The 24,268-nt window shown below is 72.0% G+C and carries 25 protein-coding genes; 8 read left to right on the top strand and 17 right to left on the bottom strand.

Annotated elements, in window-relative coordinates; translation table 11 throughout:
- The first annotated feature begins 33 nt into the window (after positions 1-33).
- Positions 34-750 carry a queuosine precursor transporter gene (locus ABD213_RS02035; protein WP_344323677.1) on the top strand — a complete coding sequence of 239 codons (717 nt, stop codon included), beginning with the start codon at positions 34-36 and terminating at the stop codon, positions 748-750.
- A gap of 29 nt (positions 751-779) precedes the next feature.
- Here ABD213_RS02035 and tgt read toward each other — a convergent pair whose 3' ends face one another.
- The 3 genes from tgt to ABD213_RS02020 are packed head-to-tail and all read right to left on the bottom strand — an operon-like array spanning position 780 to position 3,395.
- On the bottom strand, positions 780-2,033 hold the full coding sequence (tgt, locus tag ABD213_RS02030) for a tRNA guanosine(34) transglycosylase Tgt (protein WP_425546007.1): 1,254 nt from the start codon (positions 2,031-2,033) through the stop codon (positions 780-782).
- 4 nt (positions 2,034-2,037) lie between these two features.
- A complete protein-coding gene (locus ABD213_RS02025; RefSeq protein ID WP_344323675.1) occupies positions 2,038-2,706 on the bottom strand; it encodes a M50 family metallopeptidase in 669 nt (222 codons plus the stop codon).
- A 2-nt stretch (positions 2,707-2,708) separates the two neighbouring features.
- On the bottom strand, positions 2,709-3,395 hold the full coding sequence (locus ABD213_RS02020) for a hypothetical protein (protein ID WP_344323672.1): 687 nt from the start codon (positions 3,393-3,395) through the stop codon (positions 2,709-2,711).
- 92 nt (positions 3,396-3,487) lie between these two features.
- On the opposite strand from ABD213_RS02020, the gene ABD213_RS02015 reads away from it, so the two are divergent.
- Entirely contained in the window at positions 3,488-4,927 is a 1,440-nt protein-coding gene (locus ABD213_RS02015; protein WP_344323669.1) for a DNA recombination protein RmuC, read from the top strand.
- 18 nt (positions 4,928-4,945) lie between these two features.
- On the opposite strand, the gene ABD213_RS02010 is transcribed toward ABD213_RS02015, so the two are convergent.
- The 6 genes from ABD213_RS02010 to ABD213_RS01985 all read right to left on the bottom strand — a co-directional run bounded on the left by ABD213_RS02010 (position 4,946) and on the right by ABD213_RS01985 (position 11,703).
- Entirely contained in the window at positions 4,946-6,118 is a 1,173-nt protein-coding gene (locus tag ABD213_RS02010) for a cystathionine gamma-synthase (protein ID WP_344323667.1), read from the bottom strand.
- A complete protein-coding gene (locus ABD213_RS02005) occupies positions 6,115-7,491 on the bottom strand; it encodes a cystathionine beta-synthase (RefSeq protein WP_344323665.1) in 1,377 nt (458 codons plus the stop codon). Before ABD213_RS02005 ends, ABD213_RS02010 begins: the two co-directional genes overlap by 4 nt.
- A 55-nt stretch (positions 7,492-7,546) precedes the next feature.
- Positions 7,547-7,939 carry a PKD domain-containing protein gene (locus ABD213_RS02000; protein WP_344323663.1) on the bottom strand — a complete coding sequence of 131 codons (393 nt, stop codon included), beginning with the start codon at positions 7,937-7,939 and terminating at the stop codon, positions 7,547-7,549.
- 368 nt (positions 7,940-8,307) lie between these two features.
- Positions 8,308-8,832 carry a DUF6318 family protein gene (locus ABD213_RS01995; RefSeq protein ID WP_344323660.1) on the bottom strand — a complete coding sequence of 175 codons (525 nt, stop codon included), beginning with the start codon at positions 8,830-8,832 and terminating at the stop codon, positions 8,308-8,310.
- A 165-nt stretch (positions 8,833-8,997) separates the two neighbouring features.
- Positions 8,998-11,319, bottom strand: coding sequence for a protein translocase subunit SecD (gene secD, locus ABD213_RS01990; RefSeq protein ID WP_344323658.1), 2,322 nt, complete (start codon positions 11,317-11,319; stop codon positions 8,998-9,000).
- A gap of 51 nt (positions 11,320-11,370) precedes the next feature.
- Entirely contained in the window at positions 11,371-11,703 is a 333-nt protein-coding gene (locus ABD213_RS01985; protein ID WP_344323656.1) for a hypothetical protein, read from the bottom strand.
- A 92-nt stretch (positions 11,704-11,795) separates the two neighbouring features.
- On the opposite strand from ABD213_RS01985, the gene ABD213_RS01980 reads away from it, so the two are divergent.
- Positions 11,796-12,770 carry an aldo/keto reductase gene (locus ABD213_RS01980; RefSeq protein WP_344323654.1) on the top strand — a complete coding sequence of 325 codons (975 nt, stop codon included), beginning with the start codon at positions 11,796-11,798 and terminating at the stop codon, positions 12,768-12,770.
- A 150-nt stretch (positions 12,771-12,920) separates the two neighbouring features.
- Here the strand turns inward: ABD213_RS01980 and ABD213_RS01975 are convergent, their stop codons facing one another.
- The 3 genes from ABD213_RS01975 to ABD213_RS01965 all read right to left on the bottom strand — a co-directional run bounded on the left by ABD213_RS01975 (position 12,921) and on the right by ABD213_RS01965 (position 15,404).
- The gene (locus tag ABD213_RS01975) at positions 12,921-13,511 is read right to left on the bottom strand and encodes a hypothetical protein (protein WP_344323652.1); all 591 of its coding nucleotides are present in this window, start codon (positions 13,509-13,511) and stop codon (positions 12,921-12,923) included.
- A 76-nt stretch (positions 13,512-13,587) separates the two neighbouring features.
- Positions 13,588-14,829 (bottom strand): HRDC domain-containing protein, encoded by a 1,242-nt coding sequence (locus ABD213_RS01970; protein ID WP_344323649.1) that lies wholly within the window; start codon positions 14,827-14,829, stop codon positions 13,588-13,590.
- Complete coding sequence (locus ABD213_RS01965; protein WP_344323647.1) at positions 14,826-15,404, bottom strand: DUF3000 domain-containing protein; 579 nt, start codon at positions 15,402-15,404, stop codon at positions 14,826-14,828. Before ABD213_RS01965 ends, ABD213_RS01970 begins: the two co-directional genes overlap by 4 nt.
- A gap of 87 nt (positions 15,405-15,491) precedes the next feature.
- Between ABD213_RS01965 and hemE the strand changes: the two genes are divergently transcribed.
- From hemE to hemQ, 3 genes are read left to right on the top strand one after another with little or no spacing between them, the layout of a single operon-like run.
- On the top strand, positions 15,492-16,556 hold the full coding sequence (gene hemE, locus ABD213_RS01960) for a uroporphyrinogen decarboxylase (protein ID WP_344323645.1): 1,065 nt from the start codon (positions 15,492-15,494) through the stop codon (positions 16,554-16,556).
- Positions 16,556-17,908, top strand: coding sequence for a protoporphyrinogen oxidase (gene hemG, locus ABD213_RS01955; protein WP_344323643.1), 1,353 nt, complete (start codon positions 16,556-16,558; stop codon positions 17,906-17,908). The genes hemE and hemG overlap by 1 nt, the downstream gene beginning before the upstream one ends.
- A 7-nt stretch (positions 17,909-17,915) precedes the next feature.
- Positions 17,916-18,620: a hydrogen peroxide-dependent heme synthase gene (gene hemQ, locus ABD213_RS01950; protein WP_344323640.1), complete on the top strand. Its 705-nt coding sequence runs from the start codon at positions 17,916-17,918 to the stop codon at positions 18,618-18,620.
- Here hemQ and msrB read toward each other — a convergent pair whose 3' ends face one another.
- The gene (gene msrB / locus ABD213_RS01945) at positions 18,621-19,022 is read right to left on the bottom strand and encodes a peptide-methionine (R)-S-oxide reductase MsrB (RefSeq protein WP_344323638.1); all 402 of its coding nucleotides are present in this window, start codon (positions 19,020-19,022) and stop codon (positions 18,621-18,623) included. It lies immediately after the preceding gene.
- Positions 19,023-19,112: 90 nt separating this feature from the next.
- Here msrB and ABD213_RS01940 point away from each other — a divergent pair, with 90 nt between their 5' ends.
- Positions 19,113-19,946, top strand: a complete 834-nt coding sequence (locus ABD213_RS01940) for an SGNH/GDSL hydrolase family protein (protein WP_344323636.1) — start codon at positions 19,113-19,115, stop codon at positions 19,944-19,946.
- 15 nt (positions 19,947-19,961) lie between these two features.
- Here the strand turns inward: ABD213_RS01940 and ABD213_RS01935 are convergent, their stop codons facing one another.
- Positions 19,962-20,636, bottom strand: coding sequence for a dihydrofolate reductase family protein (locus tag ABD213_RS01935; RefSeq protein WP_344323634.1), 675 nt, complete (start codon positions 20,634-20,636; stop codon positions 19,962-19,964).
- A 75-nt stretch (positions 20,637-20,711) separates the two neighbouring features.
- Between ABD213_RS01935 and ABD213_RS01930 the strand changes: the two genes are divergently transcribed.
- On the top strand, positions 20,712-21,542 hold the full coding sequence (locus ABD213_RS01930) for a PPK2 family polyphosphate kinase (protein ID WP_344323632.1): 831 nt from the start codon (positions 20,712-20,714) through the stop codon (positions 21,540-21,542).
- 19 nt (positions 21,543-21,561) lie between these two features.
- Here the strand turns inward: ABD213_RS01930 and ABD213_RS01925 are convergent, their stop codons facing one another.
- Genes ABD213_RS01925 through ABD213_RS01915 form a run of 3 tightly spaced genes read right to left on the bottom strand, consistent with a single transcriptional unit; the run spans position 21,562 to position 24,178 of the window.
- Entirely contained in the window at positions 21,562-22,320 is a 759-nt protein-coding gene (locus ABD213_RS01925; RefSeq protein ID WP_344323629.1) for a sirohydrochlorin chelatase, read from the bottom strand.
- Positions 22,317-22,502: a hypothetical protein gene (locus ABD213_RS01920; protein ID WP_344323627.1), complete on the bottom strand. Its 186-nt coding sequence runs from the start codon at positions 22,500-22,502 to the stop codon at positions 22,317-22,319. The genes ABD213_RS01925 and ABD213_RS01920 overlap by 4 nt, the downstream gene beginning before the upstream one ends.
- Positions 22,499-24,178 (bottom strand): nitrite/sulfite reductase, encoded by a 1,680-nt coding sequence (locus ABD213_RS01915; RefSeq protein WP_344323625.1) that lies wholly within the window; start codon positions 24,176-24,178, stop codon positions 22,499-22,501. The genes ABD213_RS01920 and ABD213_RS01915 overlap by 4 nt, the downstream gene beginning before the upstream one ends.
- Between the last annotated feature and the right edge of the window lie 90 nt (positions 24,179-24,268).

The following is a 24,268-nucleotide window of genomic DNA, read 5'->3' as shown; positions in this document are numbered from 1 at the left end:
CCCTCGCAGGGCGGCCGTGGGAGGATGACGGCCATGAGTTCTCAGGCAACCTCACCAAAACCTGACGTCCGCTTCGCCAGCACCGGGTCGTCGCCGTACGCCGTCCTCGTGGCGTTGTTCTGCGTCATCATCGTGCTGTCGAACATCGTCGCCGCCAAGCCCATCGAGATCGGCTCCGGCGACGTCATCTCCATCGGCGCCATCCGGTTGTGGCCGCTCATCGTCGACGGGGGACTGGTGCTGTTCCCGCTGGCCTACGTGATCGGTGACGTCCTCTCGGAGGTCTACGGCTTCCGCGCGGCACGCCGTGCCGTGATCACCGGCTTCGCGTGCGCGGTGCTCGCCGTGGCCACGTTCACGCTGGTGGGGGCCATCCCCGGGGCAGCGTTCTACGAGAACCAGGCGGCCTACGAGGCGGTGCTCGGCCCGGTCGGACAGATCGTCGCGGCGAGCGTCGTCGGGTACGTCGCCGGGCAGCTCACCAACGCCTGGGTCCTCACGCGGCTCAAGGCCCGCACCGCCGAGCGAGGGCTCGTCGGGCGACTGCTCGCCTCCACCGGGGCCGGCGAGGTGGTCGACACCTTCCTGTTCTGCGCCATCGCGGCGACCGCCATCGGCATCTCCACCGGCGGTGACTTCCTGAACTACTTCGTGGTGGGCGTCGTGCTGAAGGTCGCGTTCGAGGTGGCGGTGCTGCCGGTCACCGTGACCGTCATCGCCGCACTCAAGCGCACGGACCCCACCTACTGAGGCCCCACCCGCTCAGGCCGGGCCGGGTCTCAGGCCCGGGACGCCTCGATGCGGCCCATCGTCTGCTCGCGCAGCCCGTCGAACGTGCCCTCGTCGATGGCGTCGCGCATCGCGTCGACGAGACGCACGATGTAGCGTTCGTTGTGGATCGTGGTGAGCGTCGCTGCGAGGTACTCCTTGGTCTTGAACAGGTGGTGCAGGTAGGCGCGCGTGTAGTGGGTGCACGTGTAGCAGTCGCAGCCGTCCTCGATGGGCTCGAAACGGCGTCGTGACGCCGCGACGAGCAGGTTCTCGCGACCGTCGCCGGTGTAGACCCGCGAGGAACGGGCCACACGCGACGGTCCGACGCAGTCGAACGTGTCCGCACCTGCCGCCACCCCGGCGAAGAGGTCGTCGGGCTCGCCGATGCCGAGCAGGTGGCGGGGCTTGTCGTCAGGGAGCTCGTCGGTGACCCAGCCGACGATGGTGGCCAGGTTCTCCTTCTCGATCGCGCCGCCGATGCCGAACCCGTCGAACGTCCGGCCCATGACCTCGAGGTCGGCCAGGCCGCGGGCAGCGCGACGCCTGAGGTCCTCGTACTGGGCGCCCTGGACGACGCCGAACAGCGCCTGGTCGGGACGGTCGGCGCGCTCGGCGCGGAGTCGGTGGTGCTCGGCGAGGCAGCGGACCGCCCACGCCTGGGTGCGCTCCAGCGACTGCTCCTGGTAGGAGCGGGTGTTCATGAGGGTGGTCAGCTCGTCGAAGGCGAAGATGACGTCGGCGCCGAGGCGGTGCTGGATCCCCATCGAGACCTCCGGCGTGAACCGGTGCCGCGACCCGTCGAGGTGGCTCGTGAAGGTGACGCCGTCGTCGTCGACGTGCGCGAGACGCTCCTTGCCCTCGGCGATCACGTCGTCGGACGTCACGCCCTTGGCATCCATCGCGAGGGTCTTCTTGAAGCCCGCACCGAGGCTCATGACCTGGAAGCCGCCGGAGTCGGTGAACGTCGGCCCCGGCCAGTTCATGAAGCGACCGAGCCCTCCGGCCTCCTCGACGACGTCGTCGCCGGGCTGGAGGTACAGGTGGTAGGCGTTGGCGAGCAGCGCCTGCGCCCCGAGGTCGGCCATCGTCTCGGGCAGCACCGCCTTGACCGTCGCGCGGGTGCCGACCGGGATGAAGGCCGGGGTGCGGATCTGGCCGTGTGGCGTCGTGAGGACCCCGGTGCGTCCGGCGCGGTCGGGCAGGCGGCTGCCGACGGTGAAGCCGGGCGAGGTGGCGTCGGGTCGTCCGGGGTCGTGGGGCACTCGGCTATCCAACCACCAGCGGCCGCGCGGCCCACCCGAGCGCACCGGCGCACACGAGGATGAAGGCCACGTTCCACACCACGGCCGGGACGTGCGTGAGGCGGGCGAGCACGTCGGCGTCGCTCGTGCGCGAGCGGCTGCGTCGACGGTGGGTCCACAGGTCGATGCTCGCCCGCACGGCACCGACGAGCAGCACCCACGCGATCACCGCCACGGCGAGCTCCTGGACGTCCTCGTCGCCGCGCCACACCAGCGCGGCTCCGGCGGCCCCCGTCGCAAGGACGACGAGCACGCCGTACCAGTTCCGGATGAAGGCGAGGACGAAGCCGACGACAGCCAGCGCGAGGTAGAGGGCCCAGAGGATCTCGTCGGCACGCAGGAGGGCCAGCACCGCCAGCCCGAGCCCGGCTGGTGCGACGTAGCCCGCCGCAGCGGTGACGATCATCCCGGGCCCGCGGGGCCGGCCGACCGACGTGGTCAGGCCCGAGGTGTCACGGTGCAGGCGGATGCCGTTCAGGCGCCGCCCGGTGAGCAGGGCGACGAGTGCGTGCCCGGCCTCGTGGACGAGGGTCACGACGTGCCGCACGCCCCGCCAGGACGGCAGGAGCACCAGGGTCGCGGCGACCACCAGGGCCACCAGCTCGGTCTCGACGGCCCACTGCTGGTCGCCCACGCTCAGCCCGCCGGGCTGGGTGTCGGCGGGGGAACCGGGGCCGGCGTCGGTGTCGGGGTGGGCGCGGGCGTCGGCGTGGGTGACGGCGACGGGGCGGGCTCGTCCGGCTCGACGGGACCCGTGTCGGCGTCGCCGGTCTCGTCGGGGACCGGCGCGTCCGGCTCGGTGGGCGCCGGGTCCGCGCCGGAGCCGCCGCCCGTGCCTCCACCGAAGGGGTTGGAGATGCGCGCGTTGTCCGAGCCGGTCCCGAAGGAGCGGTCGGTGACCTGCTCGTAGGTCCAGATCCCGCCCAGGGCGATCGTGAGGACGACGACGCTGGTCACGGCGATCCGGCGCCACGGGAGTGCGCGCCACGACCTGCCCGGCGGCTCCTCGACCTCCGCCGACTGGACGGGTGACCCGGCCTCCTGGGCCACCTCGGCGAGTGCCTGTGCCGTCTCACCCGGTTCGGCCTCCTTCTCCACGACCGAGCCGTCGGCGGTCTGCACCACGAGGGTGCGGCCCTTGTGCAACGTGTTGGCGTAGATGGCCGAGGAGATGCTCAGGACCACGCTCGCGATGGCGGCGCCGACGATCGTCCCGGCGACGCCGAGGGTCGAGGCCACCCACGCCGACGTCATGGCGGCGAGGGAACCGGCAGCGACCTGGAAGGCGGACAGGCCGGACAGGAGGAAGGGGCGCTTGGACATCGCTCCCCAGGATAGGAGCGGCTTCAAGGTCCTCGCGCGGCCGCTCGGCCTGTCGGCCAGGTTCTGTCGGCGGTCGTTGCGAGACTGACGGCATGCATCTCGTCGTCACCCTGCTTGTCGGTCTCCTCATCGGTCTCGCGCTCGGCGGTCTCGTCGGGACGCTGGTCGTGAGGTCGCGGATGCTCGAGACAGTGCGGGCGGTGGAGCAGGCCCGCCGGCAGGAGCAGGACCAGCGTGAGGACCCAGCGGTCCTGCGGGCCCGCCACGAGGCCGTCGTCGCACAGGTCCGCCACGAGGAGTCGCTCGCTCGAGCCGAGGTCGAGCAGCGCCTCGCCGCCGCCCAGGCGTCCGTCGAGGGGCTGCGCGAGGCGGTCCAGGCCGCCCAGGCGCAGTACCGCGACGCCGTCGAGGCCCACCGTCGGGAGACGAAGCAGCGCGAGTCCGCCACCGCGGCCGAGGGCAAGGTGTTGCAGACACTCGCCCCGGTCACCGACCAGCTGCGCTCCATGCAGCGCAAGGTCGACGAGATCGAGAAGCAGCGCTCGGCCCAGCACGGCCGGCTCGCCGAGCAGATCAAGGCCTCCCAGGAGTCCGCCGAGCGGTCCCGCCAGGCGGCGGAGGCGCTGTCCTCGGCCCTGAAGAACAACGCGACGCGAGGTGCCTACGGCGAGACCCAGCTGCAGTCGCTCGTGGAGTCCGCCGGTCTGCTCAACCGCATCGACTTCTCCACCCAGGAGTCGATCGCCGCCGACTCCGGTGCCCGGCGCCCCGACATGGTGATCAAGCTGCCCGGACGCAAGCAGATGGCCATCGACGCCAAGGTCCCGTACAGCAGCTTCATCGAGGCGCACGAGGCCGGCCCGGACTCCGGCCGGGCGTCGACGCTGCTCACCCAGCACGCCCGGCAGGTCAAGGGCCACGTCGACGCGCTCTCGGGCAAGGAGTACTGGACCGGACTGGAGACCAGCCCGGAGTTCACCATCGCGTTCATCCCGAGCGAGGCGATCCTGAACGCCGCCCTGGACGCCGATCCCACCCTCATGGAGTACGCCTTCGGTCGAGGCATCATCCTCGCCACGCCGGTCAACCTGTGGGCGGTCCTGAAGACCGTCGCGTTCACCTGGAAGCAGGAGGACCTCGCCGAGAACGCCCAGGAGCTGGTCGACCTCGGACGCGAGCTCTACAAGCGTCTCGGCACCCTCTCCGAGCACGTCTCCAAGCTCGGCCGCTCGATCGAGGGCACCGTCCGCGACTACAACAAGTTCGTCGGGACGCTCGAGTCGCGGGTCCTCGTCTCGGCCCGCAGGCTCGATGCCGTCGACGAGGCCAAGCTCCTGCAGCCGGTCAAGCAGATCGAGGCCGACCCGCGCGGACTCACCGCTGCGGAGATGACCGCAGAGGCCGAGCCGGCACCGGTCGTCCAGGCCGACCCGCAGAGCCTGTTCGCCGACCTGGAACGACCGGAGATCGACCTCGTCGCCGAGGCGGAGATCATCGGCGCCGACGACGAGATCGGTCGCGACGCCGGCTGAACCCGCGGGAGACCCGTCTCAGGACAGGGCCTGCTCCACGTCGGCGACCAGGTCGGCCGTCGTCTCGATCCCGACGCTGAGGCGCACGAGGTCGTCGGGGACCTCGAGGGCGGAACCGGCCGTCGAGGCGTGAGTCATGGCGGCCGGGTGCTCGATGAGCGACTCGATGCCACCGAGCGACTCCGCCAACGTGAAGATCTCCGTCCGGTCGCAGAACGCCAGCGCCGCGTCTCGGCCACCGGCCAGCCGCACCGAGATCATGCCGCCGAAGCGCCGCATCTGACGCGCGGCGACCTGGTGCCCGGGGTGCTCGGTCAGTCCCGGGTACAGCACGTGACTGATGGCGGGGTGCCCCTGGAGCGCGTCGACGATCGCCTCGGCGTTCGTGCTGTGCTGCTCCATGCGCAGGGCGAGGGTCTTGGCCCCCCGCATCGTCAGGTAGGCGTCGAATGGTCCGGGCACGGCACCGGCGCCGTTCTGGAGGAAGGCGAACGCCTCGTCGAGAGCAGGGTCGTCGGTGACGAGCGCACCTCCGACGACGTCGGAGTGGCCGCCGAGGTACTTGGTCGTGGAGTGCAGGACGACGTCGGCGCCGAGCGCGAGGGGCTGCTGCAGGTACGGCGAGGCGAAGGTGTTGTCCACGACCAGACGGGTCCCGGCGTCGTGCGCGACCTGGGCGAGCGCCTCGATGTCGGCGATGTTGAGCAGGGGGTTCGTCGGCGTCTCGACCCACACGACCTTGGTGCGCGGCTCGATCGCGGCACGCACGGCGTCGACGTCGTTGACACTCACCGGGGTGTGGTCGACGCCCCACTGGCTGAAGACCTTGTCGATGAGACGGAACGTGCCGCCGTAGGCGTCGTCGGGGATCACCAGGTGGTCGCCGGGGCGCAGCATCGAGCGCAGTGCCGTGTCGGTGGCGGCCATGCCCGAGGCGAAGGCTCGTCCGTGGCGCCCACCCTCGAGCGATGCGAGGCACGCCTCGAGGGCGGTGCGCGTGGGGTTCGCCGTCCGGGCGTACTCGTAGCCCTCGCGCATCTGGCCGACACCGTCCTGCGCGAAGGTGGAGGACGCGAAGATCGGGACGTTCACGGCACCGGTGCGCGGATCGGGGTCCTGCCCGGCGTGGATGGCGCGGGTGGCGAACCCGTGCTCGTCGGTGCCGGTGGCGGGGTCGGCTGCGTCGCTCATGCGTGCGCTCCCAACAGGTCGTGGCGGGTGAGGACGCCGAGCGGCTTGCCCTCGTCGATGACCATGAGCGCGTCGCTGCTGCTCAGTGCCTCGAAGGCGGCGTCGAGGGACTCGTGGGCCCCCATCAGCGGCAGCGACGGCTCCATGTGCTCGGAGACGGGGTCGGTGAGCTTGGCCCGTCCCTCGAAGACGGCGCTCACGAGCATCCGCTCGGAGACGCTGCCGGCGACCTCACCGATCACGACCGGCGGCTCGGGGCCGACCACCGGCATCTGGGAGACGTTGTACTCGCGCAGGATCTCGATCGCGTCGCGGACCGTCTCCGACGGGTGGGTGTGCACGAGCGCGGGGAGGTCGCCGGTCTTGCGGCGCAGCAGCGTGCCGACGTCGATGTGGTGGGTGCGTCCGTCGAGGGGCTCACGCAGGAACCCGTACGAGGACAGCCAGTCGTCGTTGAAGATCTTGCTGAGGTAGCCGCGCCCACCGTCGGGCAGCAGCACGACGATGACGGCGTCGGGACCGGCCTGCTCGGCCACCCGCAGGGCACCGACCGCGGCCATGCCGCACGATCCGCCGACGAGCAGACCCTCCTCGCGGGCGAGGCGGCGGGTCATCTCGAAGGAGTCGGCGTCGGAGACGGCGATGATCTCGTCCGGGACGGCGGGGTCGTAGGCGCTGGGCCAGAAGTCCTCGCCCACGCCCTCGACGAGGTAGGGGCGCCCGGTCCCGCCGGAGTAGACCGATCCCTCGGGGTCGACGCCGATGACCTTGACGCGGCCGTCGGAGACCTCCTTGAGGTACCGGCCCGCACCCGTGATGGTGCCGCCGGTGCCCACGCCTGCCACGAAGTGGGTGACGCGCCCGTCGGTGTCGGCCCAGATCTCCGGACCGGTGGTCTCGTAGTGGCTCTGCGGACCGGCGGGGTTGGAGTACTGGTCGGGCTTCCAGGCACCCTCGGTCTCGGCGACGAGGCGGTCGGAGACGGAGTAGTAGCTGTCCGGGTGGTCCGGCGGGACGGCGGTGGGGCAGACCACGACCTCGGCACCGTAGGCGCGCAGCGTGTTGCGCTTGTCCTCGCTGACCTTGTCGGGGCACACGAAGATGCACGTGTAGCCACGCTGCTGGGCCACGAGCGCGAGGCCGACCCCGGTGTTGCCGGACGTGGGCTCGACGATGACGCCGCCGGGCTGGAGAGCGCCGGACGCCTCGGCGGCGTCGACCATGCGGACCGCGATGCGGTCCTTGGCGCTGCCACCGGGGTTGAGGTACTCGAGCTTCGCCGCCACCAGGCCGCTGCCCTGCGGCACCACGGAGCTGAGACGGACGAGGGGGGTGCCGCCGACGAGGTCGACGACGTGATCAGCGATGCGCATGTCGCCATCCTGCCACCCGCACCATGCCCGCGGGTTCGCGCCCGAGGGCGCCGGTTCACGGCCGCGTCAGGACGGGCGCGGCCTGGTCGACGCGCAGCGCCACCGCCGCGCTGGTGGTCGTCAGCGGCTGATCGAGAGGAGTCCAGGCACTGCCGTCGACGCGGTACCGGACCGTGTAGGCGACGTCGAGGCGCAGGCTGACCTGGGCGCTGCGCCGGTACGTGTGGGTGACGTCCTTGGCCGGCCAGGGCGCTCCAGGCCCCGTGGTGGTCTGCGTGGTGCCGTCGCCGTGGTGCCAGGTGTAGGAGGTGGGGCGGGCTCGCACGTCGATGCTCGACCCGAGCAGGGTGATGGTCCGGTCCACGTCGGCCGGGGTGGTCGACAGGATCGTGGGGACGTTGACGAGGGTGCGTCCGCCCGGCTGCACCCGCAACGTGAGGCGAGGCATCTCGATCTCCCGGATCGCGCGCTCGATCCGCCCCGGGGTCAGCTGCTCGGCCGCCGGTGCGGCGGCATCGACTGCCTCCGGGTCCGGACACTCGATGCGGCCGTCGGAGTAGTTCGTGCAGTTGGTGACGTAGTAAGGATTCGGCGTGAAGCTGCCTGGTGCCGAGCTCGCAACCGGTAAATTGTTGCCCCCGGGGGTGCGACCGGGACTGGCGAACGGGGATTGACGTTCGTTTACCTGCAGACGGGCGGTACTTTCGGTGCGCCCCTGGTCGACAGAGACCTCTCTATCAACCGATGTGGCTGGTCGAGCAAGAGCAGAAAGCAGTGCGATAGAGGCTACGGCCGAAACCAGCAGTGTCTTGGTCATCAGGAAGCTCGCTCCAAGAGCGTGACCCGCCGGTCATCCGGAGAACCAGACACTTCGAAGACGAGATCGTCCTTGGTGGGCGCACTCACTTCTGTCGAAGAGTCAGCCGATGGCCGGAATCTGACTTCCCCGGCCTTGTAGCGGACAAAGACGACCGATGGATCGCGCTGATCGATGGCGAGATCCTCAACCTCCCACTGGGCACCCTCAACAAAACCTCCCGCCTCGTAGGTGTCTTGATACAAGTTGATGTACTCAAGACACCCGGCGCAGGCCGCCGCACTGAGTTTCTCTAGTTCGTCGGTCTGACCCGTCTCACTGGCGTAGTTGAGCATGTCGATCCAGTGAGCCACGAAAGCAACACGCCCCTCGTCGGTGTCCTCCCGCGCCTGCGCGGGCATGGTGGGGGCGGGGCGGGCACTCGCGGTGGGGGAGGCGTCCGGTTCCGGCTCGAGCACCTCGGGCCGGCTGCACGCGCCGAGCAGCACGAGCAGCGCGACGGCGACGGCTGTGGTGGTGCGCATCCTGACCCCCCGATCACGACAGTGCCCACGAAGGTAGCCGAACCGGTGGGGACCGTCGAGTCCCTCGTCCACACCTCAGACGCTGCCCGGCCGGCGAGCACGACCCGCGGACGACGACGCCCCCTCGCCGTCGATGCAGACGGCGAGGGGCGTCGGGGTACCAGGTCAGATGACGGCGCCGGACCCGCCGCCGGGTCCCGTGGTGGTGCCGCGGCCGTCGTCGATCGTCGCGTACCGATCGGCGTTCGGCTTCTCCTTGTCCGGGTCGTACGGCCAGCGCTCCTCGAGCAAGATCGCCAGCGTCGAGGCGGTGAACACCGTCGACAGCATGCCGATCGTCAGGCCCAGCAGCAGGGCGATGGAGAAGTCCTGCAGCGAGTCGCCACCGAGCACCGTCAGCGCCGCGAGGATGAACGTGGCACCCAGTCCGGTGTTGACCGTTCTCGGGATGGTCGCGAGGATCGCCCGGTTCACCGCCCCTCGCAAGGACTTGCCGGCGAGATCGCGGGTGCCTTCCCTGATCCGGTCGAACACGACGATGGTGTCGTTCACCGCCAGACCGATGATGGACAAGATGGCGGCCAGGAACACCGCGTCGATCACCTTGCCCCACCAGGCGAAGATGCCCACGACGGTCAGGACGACGGAGGCCATCGACAATTGGGCGGCCAGCGCGTAGGTCCATCGGAACCGCCAGGCGAGATAGATCATCTGCCCGGCGATCGCGATCGCGAACGCCAGCAGCGCCTTGTTGCGCAGCTCGGTGCCGAGGCTCGGTCCGATGAGCTCGTCGCGCTCCTTGGTGAGGGTGCCGCCGAGGGACTCGATGGCCTCCTCGATCTGGATGGCCTCGTCGTTGGTGATGTCCTCGACGCGCACGGAGATGTTCTCGCTCTCGCCGTCGCCGGAGGAGCGCTGGACGACCGCCGACGGGAACCCCGCCTCGCCGACGGCGACCCGCGCCTCCTCGGGGTCGACGACCTGACTGGAGGAGAACTCGAGCTGTCGTCCGCCGGTGAACTCGACGCCGAGGTCGAGGCCGCGGATGACGATGCCGCCGATGGAGACGACCGCGACGACGAGGGTCATGCCGATCCACAGACCGCTGCGCTTCATCAGGTCGGGTCCACTGGTGTCGAGCCAGCGACGGACCGGTCCGACCGACGTGATGCCGGTCAGTCCCGGGCGGTCGCGGACGAACTTGCGCTTGACGGCCCACTCGGTGAGCACGCGCGCCACGACGAGTGCGGAGAACATGGAGGCGAGCACGCCGATGGACAGCGTGACGCCGAAGCCACGGACCGGTCCGGCGGCGAGCAGGAACAGCAGGCCGGCCGCCACGAGGGTGGTGAGGTTGGAGTCGATGATCGCCGACCACGCCTTGTTGAAGCCGGTGGTCAATGCCGGGGCCAGACCGTCCTGCTCGCGCTCGGCGTACTCCTCCCGCGCTCGTTCGAAGACGAGGACGTTGGCGTCGATGGCCAGTCCGATCGCCAGCACGAAGCCGGCGAGGCCAGGGAGGGTGAGCGTCGCCCCGAGCCAGACGAGGATGCCGTACGAGATGATCGCGTACGTGCCGAGGGCAATCGTCGCGAGCAGGCCCATCAGCCGGTAGACGAAGACGATGAACAGGCCGGTCAGGATGATGCCGATGATGCCGGCCTCGATGGAGGCGTCGATGGCGGCGGCGCCGAGCGTCGGGCCGACGGTGCGCTGCTCGATGATCTCGACCGGGACCGGGAGCGCGCCGCCCTTGATGAGGACGGCGAGGTCGTTCGCCTCGGCCTGGGTGAAGTCGCCGCTGATCTGCGTGGAGTTGCCGCCGCCGGACTGGCACAGCGCGGGCACGACGCCGGGGGAGGAGATGATCTCCTGGTCGAGCAGGATCGCGACGCGGTTGCCGGCCTCGGGGTTCGCGCAGGCACTGGCGACGAGCTCGCGCCAGCCGGAGCGGCCGTCGCCGGCGAAGTCGACGTTCACGACCCACTGCCCGATGCTGTCCTGCGGCTGGGCGGCTGCCGCGTCGCTCACGCCCTCGCCGTCCACGGCCGTGGGGCCGAGCAGCAGGGGGGCGCCGGTCTCGTCGGGGACGACCAGCTGGCCCTCCTCCTCGGGCTCCTCGCCCTCCTGGGCCGGTCGCAGCACCTCGTGGAAGGTCAGCTGGGCGGTCTGCCCGAGCTGCTCGGCGGCCTCGCGGGGGTCCTGCACGCCGGGAAGCTCCACGATGATGCGGTTCTCGCCGGACCGGGCGAGGGTCGGCTCGGCCACGCCGAGGGCGTCGACGCGTCCGCGCAGCACCTCCAGGGCGCGGTCGGTGGCCTCGGCGTCGGCCTCGATGCGGTCGGAGTCCTGTGTCTCCAGGACGATCTGGGTGCCGCCTCGCAGGTCGAGGCCGAGCTGGGCGGGCTGGAAGTAGGCGAAGGCGAGCGCGCCGGCCAGCACCACGAAGGAGGCGATGGCGCGCCACAGGGGTGCACGGTTGGTCATGGGGTTCTCTCGAGAGGGCGCCGGTCGATGGGCGCTGGGGACGGCGGACGGTCAGGCCGTCGGGGGTCCGCGCGCCTCGACGCCGGTGCTCCGCGCTGCGGGGGCGCCCGGCGGGGGGGACCCCTCGAGGGTGGTGCCGGCCGGTGGCCCGTCGGGACGTTCACCCGGAACGAGGCCCGCGAGCTCCACAGGTGCGGTCGCGTCGTCGGGTGCCATGGTCGCCTCGGGGGCGACCACGTGGGCACTCGGCAGCCCGACGCTCGGGACGCCGGCGCGTGCGGCGGAGACATGACTCGGCGTGGAGCCCACGACGACGACGAACAGCGACACCATCGCTGCCGCGAGCACGGCAGGCAGGTGGGAACGCGGTCGGCGGGCGGGCACGCGCCGAGTGTAGGCGACGTGAGCGACGCCTCGTGGTGCCCGGCCACGATCGGCGGCGCGCGGGTCGGCGGGGACGGCCCTAGCCTGGCCGCATGAGCGAGCGACGACGAACCCTGGGCCACAGCGACATCGAGGTGCCGGCGGTCGGCATCGGGTGCAACGCGTTCGGCGCCCGCGTCGACGAGGCCAGCGTCCGGGCGATCGTCGACGCCGCTCTCGAGGAGGGCGTGACGTTCTTCGACACCGCCGACGTCTACTCGTTCGGCGAGAGCGAGACGCTGCTCGGCCGGGCGGTCGCGGGCCGTCGAAACGACGTCGTCATCGCGACCAAGTTCGGCATGGACATGGAGGGCCGCAACGGCGACGACGGCGATCGGCGCGGGTCGGCGACCTACGTGCGGACGGCGGTCGAGGCGAGCCTGCGCCGCCTCGACGTCGACCACATCGACCTGTACCAGCTCCACACGCCCGACCGGGCGACCGACCTGGACGAGACGCTCGCCGCGCTGCACGAGCTCGTCGACGAGGGCCTCGTGCGCGCCGTCGGCTGCTCGAACTTCCAGGCGTGGGAGCTCGTCGACGCCCACTGGCGCGCGAGCGGCAACGGGTGGACCCCGTTCGCCACCGCCCAGAACGAGTACTCCCTCTACAACCGGACCGCCGAGGTGGAGCTGACGCCGGCCTGCGAGGCGTTCGGCGTCGGGATCCTGCCGTACTTCCCGCTCGCCTACGGCCTGCTGACCGGCAAGTACCGTCGGGGCGAGCAGGCCCCGGCGGGCACGCGTCTGGCGCAGCAGACCGCGCGGCTCGCGAGCGCGGACTGGGAGCGGATCGACGCGCTGGCGATGTTCGCCGACGAGCGCGACATCAGTCTGCTCGAGCTGGCGATGGGCGGCCTGGCGGCGCAGCCGGCGGTCTCGAGCGTCATCGCCGGGGTGAGCCGCGCCGAGCAGGTCCGCACCAACGCCGCCGCCGTGCGGTGGACGCCGACCGGCGAGGACCTGGCGGCGCTCGCCGAGATCGGCAGGCCGACGCAGGGCTACACGACGTACGCGCCGCAGAGGTGATGCGCCGGGCTGGGAAGCGCCTCACGGCGCGTGGCCGCTCGTAGCGGCTGATGTTGGGACCCGGGGCTTGCCGCAGCCCGGCGCGTTGCCCAGCGTAATGGGTCGGCGGCCGCGTTCAAGGGCGAATCGCGACCATCGTCGCGCACGGCGTCAGTGCAGGGTGCCGGCGCGCTCGGCAGCGGCCGCCCGGCGCAGCTGGTGCGCCATGTCGACGAGCTTCGCACCGCTGCGGGCGTCGCCGTCGTCGACGTGTCCGCGGCCCACCCCGACGAGGTGCGCGAACGCCGCCGCACGGTCGAGCGCGACGTCGAAGGCGGAGCCGAGGATGCCGCGGACCACGGTGTCGACCAGCGTCACGACCTCGTGGGGTCCGGGCGGCTCGACGACGCCGGCGAGCACCTCGTGGACGGGGCTGAAGGCGCGGCCGGCGGCGAACTCGCGGGCCGCCTGGTCGGGCTGGCGGTGCACCCACTCGCGCAGCACGTAGAGGCGCCACAGCGCGCCCGCGATGGTCTCGGACGCCGCGTGGGACCACAGCTCGGCGATGATCGAGAGACCCTCCTCGTCGGCGAGGTGGATCACCCGCTCCACGAGGGCCTCGTCGCCGGCGTCGAGCGGTCCCCGGACCAGGAGGTTCGCGATGCGGTGGCCGGCGGCGGCGAGCTCGGCCGGATCGGCGTCGCTGGTCATCGCCTCGAACAGGGCGGCCCCGGGCAGCGACGGGCGACGGAACTCGCTCATCGGTCCTCGCGATCCTGGCGCATGGGACCACCGTAGACGTCCGGCGGTCGAGCGCTCGCGGCTGCGCCCGACGACCTCAGGCGCCGAGCGCCTCGGCGAGGGGGGTGACGACGAGGTCGACCTGCCACGGTCGAGCACCCGCGGCCAGCAGCGCGTCGCCGACCGAGACGACGGTGACCGGCGACGGCGGCTCCCAGGCCAGCGCACGCACGACGGACGGGGTGATGAGGTTCTCCGCCGGCACGTCGTGTTCCGAGGACAGGCGGGCGACGACGTCGCGAGCGGCCGCCAGGCGGGCGGCGGCCTCGGGGTGCCGGTCGGCCCATGCGCGCGGCGGCGGGGGACCGTCGCCGCGCGGCGAGGCGAGGGGAAGCTCGTCCTCGGGCAGTGCGGCGGCCTCGCGGACGGCGTCGAGCCACTGCTCGAGGAAGCGGCGCGGACCGCGCCCGCGCATCGCCGGCAGTGCCCGCAGCGACGCCGCGTCCTGGGGGGAGGCCTTGGCGACCTCCATGAGCGCGGCGTCGGGAAGGATGCGCCCGGGCGTCGTGTCGCGCTCCTGGGCGATGGCGTCGCGCGCCTCCCACAGAGCACGGACGTGGGCGAGCATGCGTCGGCCCCGGGCTCGGTGGATCCCGGAGGTGCGCCGCCAGGGGTCCTCGCGCGGGCCGTGGCCGCTGAAGCTCAGCAGCGCCTCGAAGTCCTGGTGGGCCCACTCGAGCTTGCCGGCACGCTCGAGGTCGGCCTCGATGAGGTCGCGCAGCTCCACCAGGACCTCCACGTCGAGGGCGGCGTACTCCAGCCACGGGCGAGGCAGGGGACGGGTGGACCAGTCGGCGGCCGAGTGCTCCTTGGCCAGGCTCATCCCGAGGTAGTGCTCGACGAGGGTCGCGAGCCCGACGCGCGGCAGGTTGAGCAACCGCCCGGCGAGCTCGGTGTCGAAGAGACGGCTCGGGTGCAGCCCCACCTCGGCCAGGCAGGGGAGGTCCTGGGTGGCGGCGTGCAGGATCCACTCGGCATCGCCGATCGCCTCCCCGAGGTCGCGCAGGTCGGGGAAGGCGATGGGATCGATCAGGCCGGTGCCGGCGTGCTCACGACGCACCTGCACGAGGTAGGCACGCTGGGAGTAGCGGTAGCCGGAGGCCCGCTCGGCGTCGAGCGCCACGGGCCCGGTGCCCACGGTGATCTGCGCGCAGTAGGCGGCGTAGGAGTCGTTGTCGTCGATGACGTCACCGAGCGGCTCGCGCAGCGCCAAGCGGGGCAGCGGCGCGGCGGGTGCCTCCTCGGGCTGCCCGTCGGCCGGTTCCTGGACGGGGCTCAACGGCTGCTCCGCGGGCGGACCATCGGCACGACGCCGGGCGCCAGAGGTGGCAGGCCGGCGATCGCGCACAGCAGCTCTGACCAGGCGCTCAGGTGCTCGCCCACGTCGCCGTCGGGCGTCCACGACGCGCGGACCTCGATCTGGGCGTCGCCGTCGTCCTCGCTCATCTCGCCGAAGGTCTCGGTGGTGACGACCGTGACGCTGCCGCTCGCCGCGGCGTGCCGGGCTCCGCGGGAGTCGAGGGCGTCGGTGAGCCAGCTCCAGCCGACCGTCGGCAGCGACGGGTCGGCCGCCATCTCGGGCTCGACGTCCGCGCGTGCGAACGTCACGCAGCGGAAGGTGCCTGCCCAGGCGTCGTGACCGGCGGGGTCGTGCAACAGGATGAACCGACCGGTCGCGAGGTCGTCGCCGCGGACCGTCACCTCGCCGCTGAGCGCGATGGCGTACGGGGCGATGCGCTGCGGCGCCGGCATGACGGAGACGGCGATCTCGGGGCGCAGCGGTGCCGCCCTGAGCAGCTCGATGGCGGTCTCGAAGGCCGGAGGATTCTGGTCGATCTCCCGATGGACACCCACCTGGCGATCGTAGGCGCAAGCGGACGCCCTGTCCGCGACGACACTCCGGCCGGATCGGCTCATGTGGACCCTGAGAGAATCGCCGTCGTGACGCCATCGACGCCCGACCTCGCCGCCACCTCAGCCGACCCGCTCGCGGACAGCCCCTTCCTGCAGGCCTGCCGTGGAGGCACGCCGCGGCACACTCCCGTGTGGTTCATGCGCCAGGCCGGTCGCTCGCTGCCGGAGTACCGGGCGGTGCGCGAGGGCGTCGCGATGCTCGACTCGTGCTTTCGCACCGACCTCGTCGTCGAGATCACGATGCAGCCGGTGCGGCGCCACGGCGTCGACGCTGCGATCTTCTTCTCCGACATCGTCGTCCCGCTCAAGGCGATCGGTGTCGACCTCGACATCGTGCCCGGCACCGGGCCGGTCGTGGCCGAGCCCATCCGCGCCCGTGAGCAGCTCGACCAGCTGCGGCCGGTCGAGGACGGCGACGTCGAGCCGATCACCGCGGCGGTGCGCGAGCTCGTCCGCGAGCTCGGGTCCACGCCGCTGATCGGGTTCGCCGGCGCACCGTTCACCCTGGCCTCCTACCTCGTCGAGGGCGGCCCGTCCCGCGACCACCGCCTCACGAAGCAGCTCATGCACGGCGACCCGGACCTGTGGCACGACCTCGCCGGCCGCCTCGCGCTGATCGCGCGTGACTTCCTGCGCCAGCAGGTCGAGGCAGGGGCGTCGGCGGTGCAGCTGTTCGACTCCTGGGCCGGGGCTCTGTCCCTCGCGGACTACCAGGAGTTCGTCGCCCCGCACTCGCGGACGGTCCTCGAGGGCGTGACGGACCTCGGCGTCCCCCGCATCCACTTCGGCGTCGGGACCGGTGAGCTCCTGCACGAGATGGGCCAGGTCGGCGCCGACGTCGTGGGCGTCGACTGGCGGGTCCCCCTCGACGAGGCGGTGGATCGGATCGGACCCGACAGGGCGGTCCAGGGCAACCTCGACCCCACGCTGCTGTTCGCACCGACGGAGGTCGTCCACGCCCACGCGGCGCGCGTCATCGAGCAGGGCAAGGCAGCGCCCGGCCACGTCTTCAACCTCGGCCACGGCGTCCTGCCTCCCACCGACCCCGACGCGCTGACCCGGCTCGTCGACTTCGTGCACGGGCACGGCTGATGCGGGTCGCGGTCGTCGGCGCAGGCGTCGCAGGGCTGGCCGCTGCGCTCGACCTGTCGCAGGCCGGTGCCGACGTGGTGGTGCTGGAAGGGTCGTCTCGGGTCGGCGGCAAGCTGCTGGTGGGCAGCGTCGGCGACGTCGAGGTCGATCTCGGCGCGGAGGCGATGCTCGCGCGGCGCCCCGAGGGCGTCGACCTCGCCCGGCGCGTCGGCCTGGGCGAACAGCTCGCCCACCCCGAGACCCTCACCGCGGCCATCTGGACCCGCGGCGCCCTGCGACCCATGCCTCCCACGGTGCTCGGCGTGCCGAGCGACCTCGACGCGCTGGCCGAGTCCGGCATCGTCGCGGAGCGGCCCCGGGCTCACGCCGAGCCGGTCCCGAGCCACGACGTGAGCGTGGCCGAGTTCCTCACGCCCCGCGTCGGCCGTGAGGTGGTCGATCGGCTCGTCGAGCCGCTGCTCGGTGGCGTGTACGCCGGTCACGCCGACCGCCTGTCGCTCCAGGCGGCGGCACCGCAGATCGCCGCTCTCGGTTCGGACCCGCTCAGCGGCGCCGCCCGCTCGCGGGAGACCCCGACGGCCACCGGACCGGTCTTCGCCGGCCTCGTCGGAGGGATGGGACGGCTCCCGGAGGCGATCGTCTCCGCCGGTCGGTTCGCGGTGCGGACCGACGCCGTCGTGCGCGCCGTCGAGCGCAGCGGCGACGGCTGGGCCATCCACCACGGACCCACGGTCGACGTGACCACCGAGCACGTCGACGCCGTCGTGCTGGCCACGCCCGCCCCGGCCACCGCTCGGCTGCTGGGTGACGTCGCGCCCGAGGCGGCGTTCGCCCTCGCGGGTGTCGAGTACGCGTCGATGGCGGTGATCACCCTGCTGCTCGACGGTCCGGTCGATGCCGACGTCTCGGGGTTCCTCGTCCCGCCGGTCGACGGCACGGCGATCAAGGGCGCCACCTTCTCCTCGCGCAAGTGGGGCTGGCTCGCGGAGCGCGTCGGGGGTTCCGCCGGCGAGGGGCGCAGCGTCGTGCGCGCCTCGATCGGCCGGGCGGGGGAGACCGGCATGCTGCTCGGTCCCGACGCCGACCTCGTCGAGGCGGCGACGACCGACCTGCGAGCAGCGCTCGGCACCCTCCCACCGGTCCTGGAGTCCCACGTCCAGCGGTGGGGCGGTGCGCTGCCCCAGTACGACGTCGGCCACCGCGACCTCGTCGAGCGCGTGCACCTCGCGGTCACCGAGGTCCCCGGCCTGGAGGTGTGCGGCGCGGCCTACGAGGGCGTCGGCATCCCCGCCGTCATCGCCTCCGCGCAGGCCGCCGCCCGGCGCGTGCTCGCTGGGTCGGACTTGGGATGATGGACCCATGAGCGTTCCGAACCAGGGCAAGCTGGCCAAGGAGATCAACGAGACCATCCGCTACGCCATGTGGTCGGTCTTCCGCCTCGACCTCCCGTTCGGCGACGCGGACCGCGACGCCGAGGCCGCCGAGGTGGTCGGGCTCGTCGAGCGCCTGGCCGGGGACGACGTCGTCGTGCGCGGGCTCTACGACGTCAGCGGGCTGCGCGCCGACGCCGACGTCATGATCTGGTGGCACGCCGAGTCCGCCGAGGCCCTGCAGGACGCGTACAACGCCTTCCGCCGCACGGCCGTCGGGGCCCGCATGGCCCCGGTCTGGTCGCAGATGGCGCTGCACCGCCCCGCGGAGTTCAACAAGTCCCACGTGCCCGCCTTCATGGCCGACGAGACGGTCCGCGACTGGATCTGCGTCTACCCGTTCGTCCGCTCCTACGAGTGGTACCTGCTGCCGGAGGACGAGCGCCGCGACATGCTGCGCGAGCACGGCATGCAGGCACGCCCCTACCCGGACGTCCGCGCCAACACCGTCGCGTCGTTCGCGCTCGGTGACTACGAGTGGATGCTGGCGTTCGAGGCCGACGAGCTGCACCGCATCGTCGACCTCATGCGCGACCTGCGGGTCAGCCAGGCCCGGCGCCACGTGCGCGAGGAGATCCCGTTCTACACCGGTCGGCGCCACGAGGTCACCGACCTGGTGCAGCGCCTGCCCTGATCAGTCGGGGACCTGCGTCAGGCTGATCCCGTTGATGCAGTAGCGCTGGTCGGTGGGGGTGTCGAAGCCCTCGCCCTCGAAGACGTGACCGAGGTGGGAGCCGCAGCGCTTGCAGCGGACCTCGGTGCGCACCGAGAACATCGAGCGGTCCTCGACGTACTCCACGCGGTCCTCGGCCATGGGGGAGTAGAAGGCCGGCCATCCGCAGTGCGCGTCGAACTTCGTGTCGCTGCGGAACAGCTCCGCCCCGCAGGCGCGGCACGCGTAGACGGCCTTCGTGGTGTCGGTCTCGAAGGAGGAGCTGAAGGGACGCTCGGTGCCTGCCTCGCGCAGGACGTGGTACTCGGCGGCGCTCAGCTCGTCGCGCCAGTCGTCCTCGGTCTTCTCGACGTCATAACCCATGGCTCCAGTCTACGGAGCGTGCGGTGTGCGGCAGGGCGACGTTCAGCCGTTCGTGACCGGGCGTTCACGTCCGCGTGGGACAACGGCGCGGTGCCCTCCGTCTCTCGCCCGGTCCTCGTCGTCTCCGGCACCCTCGTCGCCTCCTCGGTCGTCGCGGCCGTCACCGCCCGGACCGTGCTCCGGCGCCAGGCGGCTCGGGCCAGATCGGTGATCGGCCAGCCGCTCGGGCACCGGGCGCCGGACGCCGACCGCAGCTACCGGAGCAAGCGCGGGGACCGCATCGACCTCCTCGTGCTGGGCGACTCGATCGCCGCGGGGCTCGGCGCCGACGACGCCCGCGGGACGCTCGGGGCGCGGCTGGCGCGCAAGCTCGCGAAGGGCACGGACCGCTCGGTCCGGCTGCGCACGGCGGCCGTCGTCGGCTCGGAGAGCAGCGCGCTGGCGGGCCAGCTGGACTCGCTGCCGGAGGGCTACCGCCCGGACCTCGCCGTCGTGATCGTCGGCGGCAACGACGTCACGCACCGGGTGCCCGTCGGCGACGCGGTCAAGCGACTCGAGGTGTGCATCGACCGGCTCCGGGCGGTGGGCGCCGAGGTCGTGGTGGGCACGTGTCCCGACCTCGGGGCGCTGCGCGCGGTCCCGCAGCCGCTGCGTGCGCTCGGCTCGCGGGCGTCCCGCCAGCTCGCCCAGGCGCAACGTCTCGCGGCGCTCGAGCGGGGCGCCTACGCCGTCTCGCTCGCCGACGTCGTCGGACCGTTCTTCATCACCAACCCCGACGAGATGTTCAGCCTCGACCGGTTCCACCCCAGTGCCCTCGGCTACAAGCGGACGGCCGCGGCGATGCTGCCGTCGCTGCTCGCGGCGCTGGGCGAGCGCGACGACGTCCCGTTCGGGCACCACGCGCCGGTGCCGCAGATCGACTGAGCCGATCGGAAGGGGTCAGCGGTCGCGGACCCACCGCGTGAGGAGCGTGCCGTCCTCGGCGACGGCGTGCGCGAGCGTGTAGTCGTGGTGGGTGTGGGGCCCGTCGTGGGCGGTGATGCCCGGGCCCACCCCGGAGGTGAGCACGGGCGCGATGCTCAGGCACACCTCGTCGACGAGGTCGGCGTGCGCGAGCGTGCCGAGCAGGCCGGGGCCGCCCTCGCACAGGACGCGGGGGAGCCCTCTGACGGCGAGCGCGCGCAGGACCGCGGGCCAGTCGATGGCGTCGTCACCGTGCTGCAGGACCTCCACACCGGACGACTCCAGGGCCGCGACGGCGTCGGCGTCAGCGCTGGTGGTCGTGACGACGAGCACTCCCGGCGTGCGGAGCCGCTCGGGCAGGTCCAGGCTGCCGGAGACGACCGCCAGCACGGGCGTGCGTGCCTCGGGCAGCGACAGGTCGAGGTCGTCCGGATCGATCGGGCCGTACCCCTCGTCGCGTGCGGTGCCCGCGCCGACGAGCACGACGTCCGCCAGCGATCGCATGATCGTGAAGGCGCGGTGGTCGGCGTCGCCACCCAGGGAGCCCGAGACGCCGTCGCCGTCGGTCACGGCGCCGTCGATCGTCGCGACGAAGTTGCTGCGCACCCAGGCGCGGTCGGACGGCGGGTAGGCGTACAGGGCGGGATCCATGACCTCGACCCTAGGACCGGCCGCCGGCCTCGGCAGCACGGCCGGAACCCGTGGGGTGCGGGGCATACTCGAGTCATGTCGGACCCCCTCGCCGCGCTGCTGCGGACCTACACGCCCCTCGCCGACCTCGACCCGCGGGAGACGGTCGGCTTCGACGGCGACAAGGCGGCGGGGGAGCAGGCCCTCGCTGCCGTCGGCGCAGAGCTCTCGGAGCTGCAGGAGCGGCTGCACGCCGACGGGGTCAGCGGTGGACGTCGTTCGGTGCTGGTGGTGCTGCAGGGCATGGACACCTCCGGCAAGGGCGGCACGATCCGCGGCGTCGCCGGGATGGTGGACCCGCTCGGGGTCCGCATCGCCGCGTTCGGGCGGCCGACGCCGGAGGAGCTCGAGCACGACTTCCTGTGGCGCATCGGAAGACGGATGCCGGCGCCCGGCCAGCTCGTCTTCTTCGACCGGTCCCACTACGAGGACGTCCTCGCCGCGCGCGTCCGTGGGCTCGCGGACGACGAGGAGATCGACCGTCGCTACGACGCGATCAACGACTTCGAGCGCGCCTACGTCGAGGGCGGTGGAGTGATCGTGAAGTGCCTGCTGCACATCGACCGCGACGTCCAGGCCGACCGTCTGCGCGCTCGTCTCGACGACCCCACGAAGCACTGGAAGTTCGACCCGTCCGACCTCGACGACCGCGAGCTCTGGCCGCAGTACCTCGACGCCTACGAGACCGTGCTCGAGCGCTGCTCGACGGACGTCGCGCCCTGGTTCGTCGTGCCCAGCGGACGCAAGTGGTACCGCAACTGGGCGGTCGCCTCCCTGCTGCTCGAGCACCTGAGGACGCTCGACCTCGGCTGGCCCGAGGCGACGTTCGACGTCGAGGCCGCCCGGGAGCGCCTCGACCGGACGTGAGGCCGGTCGAGGCAGCCCGTCAGGCGAACATGGCCTCCAGCGGCACGAGGTCGACGGCGCCGACCGCGTAGCGCGCGAGGATCGTCTCGGCGACCTCGTCGCACACGCCGAGCGGCTCGGCGACGGCCACGGCCCCGGCCTCGTAGGACAGCTCCTTGACCCGGTCGGGCAGAAAGCCCGGCGCGAGCATCAGGACGCCCACAGCGATGTGACGACGACCGTCGGCACGGTGCGCGCGCACCGCCTCGCCGGCCGCCGGGGGAGCCGACGACGCGAACGCGGCGATGGTCGGGAGCTTGTGGTGCGACCCCCACGCCCGTGCGGCGCGGGCGATGAGAGCGTTGGCCACCGGGTCGGACGAGCCGGCACCGGCGAGGACGAGCGCGTCGAGCTCGCGCACCCGGTGCTCGCGCAGCGCCTCGCGCAGACGGCGGTCGAGGACGTTCAGGAACGTGTTCTCGATGCCGAGCACCTTGGTGGCGACGATCCGCACTCCCTCGTGACGCTCCGCGGCGGCCGCGACGGCCTCGGGGACGTCGACCTTGGCGTGGTAGGCCTCGGTCAGCAGCAGGGGGACGACGACGATCTCGCCATGGCCCTCCGCCACGAGGCGGTCGACGACCTCGTCGAGGCCCGGCTCGCTGAGGTCCAGGAAGGCCGGCTCGACCCGGAGGTCGGGACGCATGCACGCGACCTTCTCCGTCAGGGCAGTGATGGTGGCGGCAGAGCGGGGGTCGCGGCTGCCGTGCGCCAGGGCGATGAGTGCTGGTGCGGTCATGGTGCTGTCCTCCTTCCAGAGGGGGTCGGGTCGGTGGTGGCGGGGTTGAGGAGACCGATGAAGTTGAGCTTGAAGGCGCGCAGACAGCTGCGGCACTCCCACTGGCCGTGCGACTCGCCGTGGGGACGGAGGTCCTCGTCGCCGCAGAACGGGCAGTGGAACGGGACGGCGCGGGCGCTCATCGCAGGACCTCCTCGTCGGCGCGGGCCGCCCAGCGGGCGAAGGACTCGCCGTCCTCGCGCTGCTCGAGGTAGGTGCGCGACAGCTTCTCGACGTAATCGGGCAGCTCCGCGCCGGTCACCTTGTGGGCGCGCAGCTTGCGGCCGAAGCCGGCCTCCAGGCCGAGTGCACCGCCCAGGTGCACCTGGAAGCCCTCGACCTGCTCGCCGTTCTCGTCCAGCACGAGCTGGCCCTTGAGGCCGATGTCCGCGGTCTGGATCCGAGCGCACGAGTTGGGGCAGCCGTTCACGTTGACGGTGATGGGCGTGTCCAGCTCGGGGACGCGCTGCTCCAGCTCGTCGATGAGGTCGCGGGCCCGGTCCTTGGTGTTGACGATGGCGAGCTTGCAGTACTCGATGCCGGTGCAGGCCATCGTGTGCTGGCGCCAGCGGGACGGGCGGGCCTGCAGACCGATCGCGTCGAGGTCGGCGACCGCGGACTCGACGTCCTCCTCGCGGATGTCGAGCAGGACGAGATTCTGGTGCGCGGTGGTGCGGATGCGGTCCGAGCCGTACTTCTCGGCGACGTCGGCCAGCTGGGAGAGCTGGGTGCCGGAGACGCGTCCGACGACCGGCGCGAGACCGAGGTAGTAGCGGCCGTCCTTCTGACGGTGCACGCCGACGTGGTCGCCCGGCTCGTCGGGCAACTCGGGTGCGGGCCCGTCGGCCAGGGTGCGGCCGAGGTACTCGGTCTCGAGGACCTCCCGGAACTTCTCCGCGCCCCAGTCCTTGACGAGGAACTTGATGCGCGCGCGTGAGCGCAGTCGCCGGTAGCCGTAGTCACGGAAGACACGGCAGATGCCGGCCCAGACCTCGGGGGCCTCGTCGGAGGAGACCCAGACGCCGAGGCGCTGCGCCAGCATCGGGTTCGTGGACAGGCCGCCACCGACCCACACGTCCCAGCCGGGACCGTGCTCGGGGTGGACGACGCCGACGAACGCGACGTCGTTGATCTGCGGCACGACGTCATGGCTCGGGTGCCCGCTGATCGCCGTCTTGAACTTGCGCGGCAGGTTGGAGAGGTCCTTGTCGCCGATGTAGTCGTGGGTGATCCGCTCGATGACCTCGGTGCCGTCGATGATCTCGTCCTCGGCGATGCCGGCGACCGGGGAGCCCATGACGATGCGCGGACAGTCGCCGCACGCCTCCTGGGTGTGCAGCCCGACGCCCTCGAGCCGCTCCCAGATGGCAGGCATGTCCTTGACGTCGATCCAGTGGTACTGGACGTTCTGCCGGTCGGTCATGTCGGCGGTGTCGCGGGCGTACTGGGTGGAGAGCTCGCCGACGGCCCGCAGCTGGGCCACGTCGAGCTGGCCGCCGTCGATGCGCACGCGCAGCATGAAGTAGCGGTCGTCGAGCTCCTCCGGTTCGAGGGTGGCGGTCTTGCCACCGTCGATTCCGGGCTTGCGCTGGGTGTACAGGCCCCACCAGCGGAAGCGACCACGCAGGTCACCCGGGTCGATGGAGTCGAATCCGCCGTGCGCGTACACGTTCTCGATGCGGGCGCGGACGTTGAGCGGGTTGTCGTCCTTCTTGGACTGCTCGTTCGGGTTGAGCGGCTCGCGGTAGCCCAGCGCCCACTGACCCTCGCCGCGTCGACGGCGTGCGGGTCGGACAGGGGTGGTCGTCTCGGAGGTCATGCGGTGTCGCTTCCTGCAGCAGGGGGGCCGTATCGGCCAGGTCGGGAGGAGGTCAGCGACACAGCATCGTGCGCGAGCGACCGAGGTCGA

This window comes from Aeromicrobium halocynthiae (assembly GCF_039531385.1).
Taxonomy (GTDB): Bacteria; Actinomycetota; Actinomycetes; order Propionibacteriales; family Nocardioidaceae; genus Aeromicrobium; species Aeromicrobium halocynthiae.
This window is presented reverse-complemented; position numbering and strand designations above follow the sequence as displayed.